Genomic DNA, 14,387 nt, shown 5'->3' on the forward strand with positions numbered 1-14,387 from the left:
CAGGGAACGCGGGATCGTGGACAGCGAGCTGTAGAAGATCAGCATGTTGTAGCCCACGAACTCCCACGTCACGATGTTGCCGATCGACGCGAGCAGCACGTCCGGGGCGAGCACGTCAATGTGCGTGCCCAGCAGGTCGTTCAAGGAGCCCACCAGGCCGTACTTCGCGCCGTAGATGAACCCCCACACCAGGGTCGACACGACCGCGGGCACCGCGTACGGCAGGAACGTCGCGATACGGAAGAACCTCGCGCCGTGCAATTTCATCGAATCGATGCACAGGGCCATCAGCGCGGACAGGAACAGCATGACCGGGACCTGCACGACCGTGAACAGAGCCACGCGGCCCACCGCGGACCAGAACTGACCGTCCCGTAACAGGCGCGCGTAATTGTCCGCCCGTGAACACCGTGCCCCCGACCATCCTGTCCTGGAAGAACGAGATATACACCGCGTACACGATCGGCACGACGAACACGAACACGAACACCAGCGCGAACGGCCACATGAACTTCCAGCCACGCCAATCCGCACGATGCCTATTCACACGCACCGCAGGCTCGGACATTGCCGAAGAATCAGCCATAACAGCCATCTTCTTTTCAACTCCTTCGTCTATACCACTTACATAAGCGAGTGGGAACACAGGGGTGCGCGTGCGACGTTTCCCACGCACACCCCCTGATGACTTACTTCAACGTGACCGTATAGCCTTGCTGCTCGCCGTGGTCGGCCAGCTTCTGGGCGTAGTTCTGCAGGGCTTCCTTCATGGTGACCTCACCGGCGAATGCGCGGGTGATCTCATCGCTGTAGGTGGCCTGCGTGTACGGGTTGTACGGCAGATACTGGAATTCCTCGGTCGGACGCTGGGCGGCCTCGGCAAGGATTTCGTTCACGTTCTGTCCGCCGAAGAAATCGTTGGTCGTCTGGTGGGTGCCGACGCTCGGATCGGTGAAGTCGTCGGACTGCAGGATGGACTTCAGCGACGGGAACGTGCCGGTGTCGGCCATCATCTGAGCGCCTTCGCCGTGCGTCATGAATTCGACGAACTTGTAGGCCGCGGCCTGGTTCGTGGACTGCGAGACCACGGCAAGCGAGGAGCCGCCGTCTTCAGAGGAGACTTCGTCGCCTTCATTCCACTGCGGCAGCGGGGCCACACGCCAGTTGCCGGCCTGGTCGGGAGCGCCGTTCATCAGGTTGATCGGCATCCAGGCGCCGATGGTCAGCGAGGCGATGGTGCCGTCGTTCAGCTCGCGGTTCCATTCGTCGCTCCAGTTGATGGTCTTGGTGTCGATAAGATCCTCGTCGATCAGCTTCTGCACGAATTCCGCATAGCGCTGCATGCCCTCGTCGTTGACCATGTCGATGGTGATGTTTTCGCCGTCGACCTGCCACGGCTTGGCGCCGGCCTGCCAGATCTGCGCGGTGAACGGCTGGTAGTCGGTCATGTTGGTCATATAGGAGCCGGTGGCGCGAACCTTCTTGGCGGCCTCATAGTAGTCGTCCCAGGTCTTGATGTCTTCGCCGTTGACGCCGGCCTTGTCGAAGACGGCCTTGTTGTAGAAGAACATTTCCGGGCCGGAATCGATCGGCAGCGCGTACGGCTTGCCGTTGTACTGCAGCTTGTTCCACGGGCCGGAGGTGAAGTCGTCGGCGTATTTGTCGGCGCCGAACTGGCTGAGGTCGACCAGTCCGCCGGTGACCGCGAACTGGGTGACGGTCGGGTCTTCCAGCATGACCACGTCCGGGGCGCCGTTGCCGGCCTCGATGGCGTTGGTCAGTGCGGTGGAGGTGTCATCGGCGGTGCCGGTGCTGTTGAATTTCACGGTGATGCCGGGATTGGCCTTTTCGAATTCCGCGATGATGTCCTTCATGGAATTGCCGGAATCCCAGCCCCAGAACACCAGCTCCGCATTGTCCGCGTCCCCCGCGCCGCCGGCATTGCCGTTGGCGTCGCCGCAGCCTGCCATGCCGGCGACCAGTGCGATGCCGGCTGTCATAACGGCGATCTTCTTCACGTTGCGCATATCTCGTCTCCTTACGTCACCCGGAGCTCCTCCTCCGGATATGTCATACACGCGTTTGGTACAACCGTGTACCAACATTCATCATGATACAACCGTGTACCACAATGTCAAAACAGGCGTGTCGCCGCGTCTTCACGACGTCACGCCCGAAATGAAGAACCGGCCGTAAGCCCGATGATGCCGCGGTCTACATGCGCACGACACGGTCGGCGACGCGCATCGTCGAATCGCGATGCGACACCAACACGATGGCGGCATCCCCTTCTTCGGCCAACGCATTGATCGAGCGCAGTACCACCGCTTCGTTGAAGGCGTCCAGACGACTGGTCGGCTCGTCGAACAACGCCAGGTCGGCATTGCGCAGGAACACGCGCGCCAGGCCGATGCGCTGGCGCTCGCCTTCAGACAGGCGGCCGCCCAGTTCGCCGACGGGCGTATCCAACCCCTGCGGCAAGGATTCGATCAGGTCGGCGACGGCGGCCTTGCGCAAGGCGGACCAGAGAAGGTCGTCGGCAGACGCATCGGATCGGACGGCGGCCGCGGATCGGGAGGCGGCTGCGGATCGGGAGGCGGCGGATTGCGCGGCGGCGATATCCCGTGTTTCGGCCTCGTCCTGCATGGCGGCGTCAGACTGTGAAGCGGTGCCGTTCTGCATGACTGCAACGTCCCGCACGGCGGCATCAGACTGTGTTGCGGCACCGGTCTGCGCAACTGCAACGTCCCGCACGGCGGCAACATCCTGCGCAGCGGCGTCGGTCCGCGGCAAGGCCATCAGCAGGTTGTCGCGGATCGTGCCGTCGAACAGATAGGTCTCCTGACTCATCATCGTCTGCACATGGCGGCGATGCGATGCGTCGATCTGCGGCAGCGGCGTGCCCGACATGGTCACGCTGCCGGACTGCGGGTCCCAATAGCGCATCAGCAGTTTCAGCATCGTCGACTTGCCGCGGCCGGACGGCCCCTGCACGCCGAGGATGCCGGAACGCGGGACATCCAATGACACATGGCTGAGGACGGCGGCGCCATCGGAGGCGGCATCGCCATGGGCGGCGGCATCATCAGAGACTGCCCCACCATGGGCAGCGGCATCATGGGCGTCACCATCATGAACGGCACCATCAAAAACTGCCTCATCATGGGCGGCATCATCGGAGGCGGCATCATTCGCGTACGCGAACGTCACATCACGCAGCGCCATATTCTCGTATTCCGGCATCATCGTACCGGCTTCGACCACGGCGGGCGTCTCATCCATCAGCGCGAACAGGCGACGGGCGGAGGCGAAGGTCTGCGTCAGGTTGGCCGGCAGCGCGCTCAACGCCAGGGTCGGGCCGAACGAGCTGGCGATCAGCGTGAACGCGACCAGCAGCTGCGGCGTCTCATCCGGTTTCGCAAACGCCAACGCAATCGCCGAAAACGCGGCGGCCGCCGTCAAAACAATCACCAATACACCGCTCAGGCCAGTGAAATCGCCGTTTCTGTCGCTCAGCTTCATGCGGCGCGCCCACAGCGAGCGGGTCCGTGCAACGATCGAAGCGAGACGGCGTTCGCCTTGGCCGAAGCGAATGATCTCGTCCAGACCGCGCATGTCATCCAGCATCACGTCATCCAATGCGGACGATTCCTTGCGGATGCCGCCGCCCAGACCGCCGACGGCGGCGGCGAACAGGCGGGGCAGGGCGACGCCGATGACCAGATGTGCGACCAGCACAAGCACGGCCATCCACGGATTCAACGCCGCCAATACCGCGGCGAAAATCAGCGTTGTGGAAACGGCGATGACAACCGGTGAGATCGTATGCGCGAAGAAGATCTCCAGCAATTCCACATCGGTGGTGATCAGCGCGATCATGTCGCCCTTGCCTTTGCCGACGAGCTTCGCCGGGGCGAGACGACGCAGCGCCGCGAAGGCTTTGGCGCGGAACAGGGCGAGCAGGCGGAAGGCCACGTTGTGGTTCATGTATTGTTCGACGTAGCGCAAGCCGCCGCGTACCAGCGCGCAGACCGCCATGCAGACGAGCGCGGGAACCGTGCCCAGCCCCCATACCGGATTGTCCGTGGCGGCCAGAGCCGCGGCGACGCCGAAGAACGGCAGGAACGCGGCTGCGAGATGTCCGATCGTACCGCTGGCGCAGGCGATGATCATGAAGGGGCGCAGCGGGCCGACCATGCCGAGCAGACGGGCGACCAGCGGCCAGGAGAATTCGGAATCACTGGCGTCACCGCCGCCGAATCGCGGTCGTGCAGCGGAGGCGGCAGCGGTCTTGGCAGGGACTGCGGCGGCCGTGTCAGCTGCGTCAGCCGTGTCATTTGTGCCAGTTGCATTACCTGTGCCAGCTGCGGAGGGGGCGGAATCGACGGCATCAGCGATATCGGCAGCATCGGCAACATCAGCAGCATCAACGGCGTCATCAGAAACAGCGCTATCGGAAACAACGCTATCAGAAACAGCATCACCAACAGGACCGGCTTCTGCGTTGAGGCCGCCTACTTCCGGCTGTTCGCCGGTGTTGCGGCGTCCGACATGTTCGACGCTCCACTGTGTGTGGAAAAGCGACGCGTAGATGCCTCCGGCGTTGAGCAGGTCCATGTGGCGGCCGCATTCCGCCGTCGTGCCATGGCTGAAGACCACGATCTGGTCGGAGTCGACGGCGTTGGCCATGCGATGGGTGATCATGATCACCGTTTTCGTGCGCGCCAATTCATGAATGGTGCTCATGATCTTCAATTCGCTGTCGAAGTCGACGCTGCTGGTGGCCTCGTCGAATACGTAGATCGCGCGGTCGCTCAGCAGGGCGCGGGCGATGGCGAAACGCTGACGCTGTCCGCCCGACAGGTTCTCGGCTCCCGATTCGATGCGCATATCCAATCCGTCGGTTTGCGAGCGCACGAAATCGTCGATGCGGGCGCGGCGGAGCGCGTCCCACAATGCGTCGTCGCCGGCGTTGGGCGCGGCCATCAGCAGATTGTCGCGCAAGGTGCCGGCGAACAGGTGGCTGCGGGCGGAGACGAGCGCGACGAGGCCGGTCAGAGAAGCGGCGTCGAGGTCGCGTAGTTCGACGCTTTCCGTGGCGCCGCCGCGGGCGAGTCGGATCGAACCGGCGTATCCGTCCATCAATCCGGTCAACAGCGCGGCAGCCGTGGACTTGCCGGAGCCGGATACGCCGACGATGGCGGTCAGCGTGCCGGGATCGGCGCGGAAATTCACGTCTTTCAAGGCGGCGTGCGAGGTCGTCGACGAATCAGCCCGCGCGTCGGACTGCGAATCGGCCGGTGAATCAGCTTGCGAATCAGACTGCGGATCAATCTTCAAATCATCATGGGATTCCTCATACGAATACCCCACATGTTCGAAGGCGACGCCGATGCCGCGCCCGTCGCCGACGAAACGCTCGCCGCCATACCGGCCTTCCGGCGCGTCAAGCAACGCGAAGATACGCTTCGTGGAAGTCATGCCGTTCATCGCGACATGGAAGAAGGATCCCAATTGGCGCAGCGGGATGAAGAAATCGGCGGACAGCAGCACAATCAACAGCACGCCGGCAAGAGTCAGCGGCGAGCCGCTCATATACTGCCAGACGGCGACGCCGACGCCCAAGGCGCTGCCGCCATAGGCGACGACATCCATCGCGGTCAGCGAGCGCAATTGGATCTGCAGCACGTTCATCGTCATCACGCGGAATTCTTCGGCCTTTTGGTCCATGTCGGCGGCCGCACGACCGTCCGCATCGAAGGTTTTCAGGGTTTCCAGACCCTGCAGGTTGTCGAGGAAGGCGGCACCCATGTCGGTGTAGCGGCCCCAGTATTTCTTGAATACGCGGGAGGCGCGCATGGCCACCATGCCGACGATCAGCACGATCAGCGGCGCGCACACCAGCAGGGTGACGGCGGCGGGCATGTTCAGCGGGGCGATGGCGAAGAACAGGGTGATCGGCGCAAGCACCGCATAGAACAGCTGCGGGAGGAACAGTTCGAAGAAGCTTTGGATCTGGTCGATGCCTTCGCCCGCGGATTGGATGACGTCGGACGTGCGGGCGCGACGGGCATAGGAGGGGCCGAGCGCGAGCATTTTACGGTAGAGGGATTCGCGCAGCGCGAGTTTGACGCGTTCCGCGGCTTCCGTGCCGAAGTGGGAGCCCAATCGGGCTGCGGCGAAACGCACCGTGGCCGCCAACGCCAACGCCACCAATGATCGGACGACGCTTTGTCCGAGCGGCAGATCGTAATAACCCACCCCATACAGGTTGGCGGGGCACAATGCGCCGAGCGCGGTGTCGCAGGCGAAGGTCTTGGGATCGGAGGCCATCAGCAGCGTTCCCAGCAGCTGCACCAGCGTCCACGCGAAGGCGATATTCGCGAGCAGCCCGGCCCACAGGCACATGACTTTGCAGGCGATCAATCCTCTGATGCCCGGTACCAGGGAAAACAGTCGTTTGTCGAACATTCCAACCTCGCTGCCGAATCCGTCGGGGTGCATGCCGTGTTTCACGCGATGCGCGCGGTCCTGCGCATGCGATTGCACACGTTTCGTATTCAACCTAGCAATTCCAGCGCGTTTTGAACAGACCCCTGTTAGCTTTTTCACATGCGCGCGCGGCACATGCATGTACTCATAATGCGTTCGTCGTGCACACGGCCACTCATGGCGCATTCGCGACGCGTTTATGACACAATCACGGCACATTCGCGATGCATTCGCGATGCATTCGCGGTGCATTCGCGGTGCATTCGCATTCAGTGGGCACTTTCTTCGTTCGCTGGGCACTCATTTGAGAGTGTCACTCGACGGAAACGGCCATTTTCCGTTAAGCAGTTCGTCGAACGACTACCCACTGAACGCAAAAAGTGCCCACTGAATTCCGTAGCGGCTTCGCATACGCCCGAGAATTGACATCACGACACAGTTTGTCAGTTCATACAAAGCCCACCGACGTGTTCTTGTCGGTTTGCACAAAGCCAAGCTACGCGACCGTAACTTACAATGTTGCTAAGCCAATATGGCACCGGCCAAGCCGGCAATATGGCGATATATTTGATTGCACCGGTCCTGCCGGCCTACGCGAACGGTGATTCGCAGAAAAGAAGAAGCACACCATGCTCAGCCAATACACCACCCCCGGTTCCATCGAAGTGGCCAACGACGAAACGCTGTATTCCCTGCTCCCCCAGCGCATCGCCCGCACCGGCGAGGACACCGTCATCGCGGCGCGCAAAATCGGCCCCGGCCACTGGCAGAACATCACGACCGGCGAATTCAATCGCGCCGTCACCGCCGCGGCGAAAGGCTTCATCGCCTTCGGCATCGAAAAAGGCGATGCCGTCACCATCTTCTCCTCCACCCGTTATGAATGGGGCGTGCTCGATTTCGCTTTGGCCGCGATCGGCGCGGTGAACGTGCCGATCTACGACACCGACTCCGCCGCCCAAGCGGAACGCATCCTCAACGATTCCGCCGTCAAACTGGCCATCGCCGACAATCGCGAGCGCTTCGACCGCTTGGATTCCGTGATCGACCGCTGCCCGAACCTGAATCGCATTCTGATGATGGACGCGAATGCGCTGGGCGCTTTGGAAGGTCTGGGCGTGGTCGTTTCGGACGAGGAACTGGAGGAGCGCATCGCATCGGTGAAGGCCGACGATCTGGCGACGATCGTGTATACGTCCGGCTCCACGGGAAATCCGAAGGGCGCGGAATTGACGCACCGCAATTTCCTGAGCATCGTGCGTGCGGGCTATGACTGCCTGGGCGAAGTGCTGTGCGAAGATGAGCCGCGACTGCTGCTGTTCCTGCCGTTGGCGCATTGCTTCGCGCGATACGTGCAGTTCTGCTCGATCGGATCCGACTATGGCGTGGTCGGATATCTGCCGGACACGAAGTCGCTGCTGCCTGATCTGCGTTCGTTCAAACCGACGTATCTACTGGGCGTGCCGCGCGTGTTCGAAAAGGTGTACAACGCGGCTTCGCGCAAGGCCGGCACCGGTTTGAAGGGCCGGCTGTTCTACAAGGCGGCGGAGGCCGCGCGCGAATGGTCGCGCATACAACAGACCGGCGAACGCCCGACGGCCCGGCAGATCGCCGAGCATGCCGGCTATGAGGCGTCGGTATATCGCACCGTGCGCGGCGCATTGGGCTCGAACATCCGCTATGTGGCGTGCGGCGGCGCTCCCCTGCCGGTTGATCTGGCGCATTTCTATGCCGGCATCGGTCTGCCGATGATTCAGGGGTACGGTTTGACGGAGACCTGCGCGCCGTTTACCGTGACGCGCGTCGGCGATAATCTGATCGGCACGGTGGGCCAGCCTGCGCCGGGCGCGTCCGTGCGCATTTCCGACGATGGCGAAGTGCAGGTGAAGGGCGCGAACGTGTTCCGCGGCTACCATAATCTGCCCGACAAGACCGCCGAAGTGTTCACCGAGGACGGCTGGTTCCGCACCGGCGATCTGGGCTCTCTCGACGACGCGGGCCATCTGACGATCACAGGCCGCAAGAAGGACATCATCATCACCGCGGGCGGCAAGAACGTGTCCCCCATTCCGATGGAGCAGGAGATCGCGAAATGCCCGATCGTGGAACATGCCGTGGTGGTCGGTGACAACCGTCCGTTCATCGCCGCGCTGATCACGCTTGATCCGGAAGGTCTGGATCACTGGCTGCCGACGGTGGGTCTGAGCGCGGATACGCCGCTGGAGCGCGTCGCCGTTGCAGCCGCCGTGCATGAGGAGATCCAGAAGTATGTGGACAAGGCGAACGCCATGGTGTCGCGCGCCGAATCCGTGCGCAAATTCGTGGTGCTCGACACGCAGTTCACGCAGGACAACAAGTGCCTGACGCCATCGCTGAAGGTGGTGCGCCCTGCCGTCAACCGCGTGTTCGCCGATGTGATCGCGCACGATATCTACGGTGACAAGCGCTGAGCCTCGCCTTCGCTCGCACCTGCTGAGCCGCTGGTTCCGCTACGGACGCTGCTTGCCGCTGCCATCTCTGCTGACACCGCTGCCTCCTCTGACGTTTTTGACCGCACACACCGGCGTGTTGCGGTCAAAAACGTCAGAGGTGAGGCCGCCAAGGTGAAAGGCCAGCCTCCACCTTTGACACTTTTGACCGCACAACACGGCATGTCGCGACCAAAAGCGTCAAAGGAAACAGCCACACGTCAAAGGACAGGCCCCCACCTGACACTTTTGACCGCAACACGCCGGCAACACCGGTCAAAACCGTCAAAGGTGAGGCCACCGAGACAGAAGACCAGCCCCACTCCTGACACTTTTGACCGCACAACACGGCGCGTCGCGACCAAAAACGTCAAAGAAAACAGCCACACGGCAAAGGACAGGCCCCCACCTGACACTTTTGACCGCAACACGCCGGCAACACCGGTCAAAACCGTCAAAGGTAAGGCCGTCAAGGTGAAAAGCCTGCCCCACCTCTGACACTTTTGACCGCACAACACGGCATGTCGTGACCAAAAACGTCAAAGGCGGGGCTGTCAAGGTAAAAACCTGCCCCACCTCTGACACTTTTGATCGCAACACGCCGCGACTGGCGGTCAAAAGTGTCAGAGGTGGGACTGACGAAGGTGAGACGCCAGAGGTAGGCCATCAGAGGTAGAACGCCAAAGATGTGAGGACTAAGCAGGAGAACCAGGCAAGAGAACCAGATGGGAAGACCGGGGAGAAAGACCGGGGAGAAAGACCGGGGAGAAAGACCGGGGACAGGATCGGACGAGAGGATCGGACAGGGAAACCAGACGAAAAACCAAACGAAAGAACCAGATGGGGGGGGGAAACTGGCTGGGCATATGAAAAGGACGGGCTTTGGGCCCGTCCTTTTCATATGCCGTCAATTATGTGCCGTCCGCTTTATGACGCCAAGTGGCATATCGTTAAGCGGCACCGTCAAACGGCTTGCCGTCAACCAGCTTGCCGTCAGCTTGCCATCGACTGGCTTGCCAGACTGGCTTGCCGCCGGCCGGTTGGCTGCCAGCTGTCAGCCCGCCGGCCGGCCCGCCGCATCAGTGGCGGTTGTTGAGGCGGTGGTACATCTCGGAGACTTCCAGATCGCGCTCGAAGTCGCGGGCGTTGGTGTTCTCGTCGATGACGGCGAGTTCGACGCCGGCCATGCGGGAGAAGTCCTCCCAAGCCTCGCGACCGACCGAAGTGGTCATGACGGTGTGGTGGGAGCCGCCGGCACGCAGCCAGCACTCGGCGGAGGTCTTCAGATCCGGAGCCGGCTTCCACAGGCCACGGGCGCATGGCAGAGCCTTGAGCTCGCCGAGCGGCTCGACGACGTCGACGACGTTCATCAGCAGACGGAAGCGCTCACGCACGTCGGACATGGAGACGACGACCGCGTCCTTCTTCGGGGCGACGGTGAAGACGAGGCGCACCGGGTCGGCCTTGCCGCCGATGCCGAGCGGGTGGATCTCCAGCTTCGGCTTGGCGATGGTGCCGAGGGACGGGGAGACTTCCAGCATGTGGGAGCCGAGGATCATCTCGTTGCCCGGGGTGAAGTTGTAGGAGTAGTCCTCCATCAGGGAGGCGCCGCCGTCGAGGCCGTAGCCCATCACGGCGCCGATGCGCACGAGCACGGCGGTCTTCCAGTCGCCTTCGGCGGAGAAGCCGAAGCCGTACTCGGACGGGAAGCGCTGCGGGCCGACGCCCGGCAGCTGCGGCAGTGCGCCGAGGTCTTCGAAGTTGTCGACGCCTGCGGTGCAGCCGTTGGCGGTCATCATGTTGACCATGGCGGCTTCTTCCTTGGCGGCGATGTACAGGGATTCGTACTTGGCGTCCAGCAGGGCCGGGTCGACGTCGTACTTGGCCTTGTAGTCCTCGATGATGGCCTTGACCTGGTCGTCCTTGACGGCCTCATAGGCCGCGACGAGCTCGTTGACGGCCCAGGTGTTGATGGAGGCGCCGAACACGCGCTCGGCTTCGGTCTTGTCGCCCTCGGTGACGGCGACGTTGCGCATGTTGTCGCCCCAGCGCATGACCTTCATGTTGTTGGAGGCGTCCCAGCCGGCGCAGGCGCGTGCCCAGGTGCCGATCTTTTCGGCGACTTCCGGATCGGTGTAGTGGCCGACGACGATCTTGCGGTTGATGCCGAGGCGGGTGACGATGTAGCCGAATTCACGGTCGCCGTGGGCGGCCTGGTTCAGGTTCATGAAGTCCATGTCCATGGTTTCCCACGGAATTTCGAAATGATGCTGGGTGTTGAGCTGCAGCATCGGCTTGGTGAGCACTTCGAGGCCGCGGATCCACATCTTGGCCGGGGAGAAGGTGTGGCACCAGGCGATCACGCCGATGACGTTCGGGTTGGCGGAGGCTTCGACCATGAACTGCTTGACGCCATCGGAGGACTTCAGGGTCGGCTTGAGCACGACCTTGACCGGGATCTTGCCGCTGGCGTTGAGCGTGTCGACGATTTCGGCGGACTGCTGTGCCACCTGGCGCAGCGCTTCGTCGCCGTAGAGGTCCTGCGAGCCGACGCCGAACCAGATTTCCTTGCCCTCAAACGGGTTTGCCATAACCATAATCGGTTTCCTTACTGTTGTTTATCCAATGATGGGGAACTTGGAGTTTCGCCTGTCGGCAACGCCGCCAGGTCAGTGCTGCCCGTAGACGTTCTGATAACGGTCGTTGAGGCTGGCGATGTCTTCCTCGGAAATCGGGATGATGTCGCCGAGCTGGCGGGCGGCCCACATGGTGTGGGCGACCTCTTCGGTCATCGCGGCGGCCTTGACGGCGCCTTCCGCGTCCTTGCCGATGGTGAACGGACCGTGGTTCTGCATGAGGACGGCCGGGGACTTCGGGTACTTCTTCAGCGTTTCGACGACGCCTTCGCCGATGGCTTCGGAGCCGATGAGGCGGAACGGGCCGACCGGCACTTCGCCGCCGAATTCGTCGCCCATCATGGTCAGGCCGCACGGAATGTTCTGGCCGGTGGCCGCCCATGCGGTGGCGTAGGTGGAGTGCGTGTGCACGACGCCGTAGACGTCGGGCATGTGGCGGTAGATGTAGGCGTGGGAGGCGGTGTCGGAGGACGGTGCTTCGCTGCCGTCGACGACGTTGCCGTCGAGGTCGCACACGACCATCGAGCTCGGGGTCAGGTATTCGTAACGCAGGCCGGACGGCTTGATGACGAACAGGTCGGCGGTCTTCAGACGCTGGGAGACGTTGCCCGCGGTCCAGACGACCAGGTTCCACTTGATCAGCTGGTCGTGCAGGTTGGCGACGACTTCGCGCACCTGCTTGACTTCGGCGCGGACTTCGGGTCCGAAATCGGCGAGAGTTGCCATGGTTGGTTTCCTTTCCTCAATAGATGAAGCTTGTTTCAAAATCACTTGGTTTCCAGCGGAATCGCTTCGATGGCCGCACGCTCGACCGGCAGTCCCTTGCGGAACAGGTCGAAGAACTTTTCGAAGCCTTCGACGTCGCCTGCGTCCGGGGTTTCGGTGGTGGACTGCGCATCGGGGAAGACGCAGGCATCGAGGTAGTCGTCGAGCGACTGGTCGGCGTGGAAGAGGTAGTCGGCGAGGACGGCCATGCCCCATGCGCCGCCTTCGGCCGCGGTGCTCATCACCTTGATCGGGGTGTTGAACGCCGCCGCGAGGATCTTCTGTGCGACCTTCGGGGTGGTGAAGATGCCGCCGTGGCCGACGAGCGAATCGACTGCGACGCCTTCGTCCTTGGTCATGACGTCCATGCCGATCTTGACCGGGGAGAATGCGCTGAACAGCTGGGCGCGCATGAAGTTGCCGAGCGTCATGTTGGCTTCGGGGCCGCGTGCGAACAGCGGGCGCCCTTCCGGCAGGTCGGCGAGGAATTCGCCGGAGCGGAACGGATAGTTGACCAGGCCGCCGCAGTTGGAGTCGACGTCGTCGGCGATGGCGGCGCGGAACAGCGTGCCGTACAGCGTACCGGCGTCGACCGGCTGGCCGATGGCGGCGGCGAACTGGCCGAAGAGGCCGACCCACGCGTTGAGATCGGAGGTGAAGTTGTTGGCGTGGCTCATGCCGGCGAGATCGCCTGCCGGGGTGGCGACGAGATCGACTTCGGGGTGCAGGCGTTCCAGCTTGCGTTCGAGTACGACGGTGGCGAAGATGGAGGTGCCGGCGGAGACGTTGCCGGTGCGCACGCGTACGGAGTTGGTGGCGACCATGCCGGTTCCGGCGTCGCCTTCCGGCGGAGCGAGGGTGATGCCCGGCTGCAGGGTGCCGGTCGGGTCGAGCAGCAGCGCACCTTCGGCGGTCAGTTCGCCGGCCGGAGTGCCCGCGACGAGCGGTTCGGGCAGCAGGTCTTCGATCTTCCACGGCTGGGCCTGGATTTCCGGCAGCGCGTCGAACTGTTCGATGAATTCGGATTCCCAGGTGTGGGTGGTCGGGTCGATCGGGAACATGCCGGAGGCGTCGCCGACGCCGAGGACCTTCCTGCCGGTGAGCTTCCAGTGGACGTAGCCGGAAAGGGTGGTGAAGAAGTCGACCTTGCCGATGTGCTCTTCGTTGTTGAGCACGCACTGGTACAGGTGGGCCACGGACCAACGTTCCGGAATGTTGTACTGGAACATTTCGGAAAGCTTTTCGTGGGCTTCGTGCGTGTTGGTGTTCTGCCAGGTACGGAACGGCACGAGCAATTCGCCGTCCTTGTCGAAGGCGAGATAGCCGTGCATCATTGCGGAGAAGCCGATGTGGCCGATTCTGGTGAGCTTTTCGCCATAGGCTTTTTCAACGTCGTGCGCCATGTTCGCATAGGCGGTGCGCAGACCGCTCCAGATCTCTTCAACGGTGTAGCTCCACAAACCGCCTTCCAGGTGGCTGGCCCAGCCGTAATCGCCGGCGGCGATGGTGGAATACGTGTCGTCAATCAGCACGGCCTTGATGCGGGTCGAGCCGAATTCAATGCCGAGAGATGTTTTGCCGGCGCGAATCTTCTCGGAGATTGTGGCGATCTGATCGTCGAGATTCTGCGTTGCTGCCATGGATGCTGGGCTCCTTTTCTAACGGCAGCTCACGCCGCCGGCGTCAATGTTCCGAGCGCGTCATAACCCCATCGTTGCGTGATTGTTAGCGCTCACTGTTAACGCTCACTATTGTAAGCGAAGACCGTAGACGAAGCAACTCGAAACACGCAGCCGACACGCGGAAGAACATGCGGAAGAACACATAGAAAAGCACACAGAAAACACACGCGACACGCTTCAACACGCTTCAACACGCGGCGCAATCAACAATACGAATCATCGCGAAATCATCGCGAAATCATCACGAAAACCGCCACCCGCAAATCGCCGTCACCATGCCATCGCAAGGCAGTAATGCAAGGCGCAATCGCAAGACGCGATCGACAAGCGCAATCGCAAGACGC

6 protein-coding genes and 1 pseudogene are annotated in these 14,387 nt (G+C 62.3%); 1 reads left to right on the forward strand and 6 read right to left on the reverse strand.

Annotated features, from left to right (window positions below; all coding sequences use genetic code 11):
- The 3 genes and pseudogenes from AC1AX7_RS06415 to AC1AX7_RS06425 all read right to left on the reverse strand — a co-directional run.
- A pseudogene (locus AC1AX7_RS06415) lies at nt 1-595 on the reverse strand (carbohydrate ABC transporter permease); the annotation flags it as partial.
- Between the two features lie 94 nt (nt 596-689).
- The gene (locus AC1AX7_RS06420) at nt 690-2,027 is read right to left on the reverse strand and encodes an ABC transporter substrate-binding protein (RefSeq protein ID WP_476509264.1); all 1,338 of its coding nucleotides are present in this window, start codon (nt 2,025-2,027) and stop codon (nt 690-692) included.
- Between the two features lie 187 nt (nt 2,028-2,214).
- Nucleotides 2,215-6,471, reverse strand: coding sequence for a thiol reductant ABC exporter subunit CydD/CydC (locus AC1AX7_RS06425; RefSeq protein WP_476509353.1), 4,257 nt, complete (start codon nt 6,469-6,471; stop codon nt 2,215-2,217).
- A 650-nt stretch (nt 6,472-7,121) separates the two neighbouring features.
- Here AC1AX7_RS06425 and AC1AX7_RS06430 point away from each other — a divergent pair.
- Entirely contained in the window at nt 7,122-8,942 is a 1,821-nt protein-coding gene (locus AC1AX7_RS06430) for an AMP-dependent synthetase/ligase (protein ID WP_476509265.1), read from the forward strand.
- 1,097 nt (nt 8,943-10,039) lie between these two features.
- On the opposite strand, the gene araA is transcribed toward AC1AX7_RS06430, so the two are convergent.
- The 3 genes from araA to AC1AX7_RS06445 form a co-directional block, all read right to left on the reverse strand.
- The gene (gene araA, locus AC1AX7_RS06435; RefSeq protein ID WP_476509266.1) at nt 10,040-11,557 is read right to left on the reverse strand and encodes an L-arabinose isomerase; all 1,518 of its coding nucleotides are present in this window, start codon (nt 11,555-11,557) and stop codon (nt 10,040-10,042) included.
- A gap of 72 nt (nt 11,558-11,629) precedes the next feature.
- Nucleotides 11,630-12,322 (reverse strand): L-ribulose-5-phosphate 4-epimerase, encoded by a 693-nt coding sequence (locus AC1AX7_RS06440; RefSeq protein WP_476509267.1) that lies wholly within the window; start codon nt 12,320-12,322, stop codon nt 11,630-11,632.
- Between the two features lie 41 nt (nt 12,323-12,363).
- Nucleotides 12,364-14,001 carry a xylulokinase gene (locus AC1AX7_RS06445; protein WP_476509268.1) on the reverse strand — a complete coding sequence of 546 codons (1,638 nt, stop codon included), beginning with the start codon at nt 13,999-14,001 and terminating at the stop codon, nt 12,364-12,366.
- Between the last annotated feature and the right edge of the window lie 386 nt (nt 14,002-14,387).

The sequence above is a fragment of the Bifidobacterium sp. LH_449 genome (genome assembly GCF_056356755.1).

Excerpts from the sequence above, each read along its gene's own strand:
- AC1AX7_RS06430 (WP_476509265.1), top strand. The coding sequence starts at position 7,122 with ATGCTCAGCCAATACACCACCCCCGGTTCCATCGAAGTGGCCAACGAC.
- araA (WP_476509266.1), bottom strand. The coding sequence starts at position 11,557 with ATGGTTATGGCAAACCCGTTTGAGGGCAAGGAAATCTGGTTCGGCGTC.
- AC1AX7_RS06420 (WP_476509264.1), bottom strand. The coding sequence starts at position 2,027 with ATGCGCAACGTGAAGAAGATCGCCGTTATGACAGCCGGCATCGCACTG.
- AC1AX7_RS06445 (WP_476509268.1), bottom strand. The coding sequence starts at position 14,001 with ATGGCAGCAACGCAGAATCTCGACGATCAGATCGCCACAATCTCCGAG.
- AC1AX7_RS06425 (WP_476509353.1), bottom strand. The coding sequence starts at position 6,471 with ATGTTCGACAAACGACTGTTTTCCCTGGTACCGGGCATCAGAGGATTG.
- AC1AX7_RS06440 (WP_476509267.1), bottom strand. The coding sequence starts at position 12,322 with ATGGCAACTCTCGCCGATTTCGGACCCGAAGTCCGCGCCGAAGTCAAG.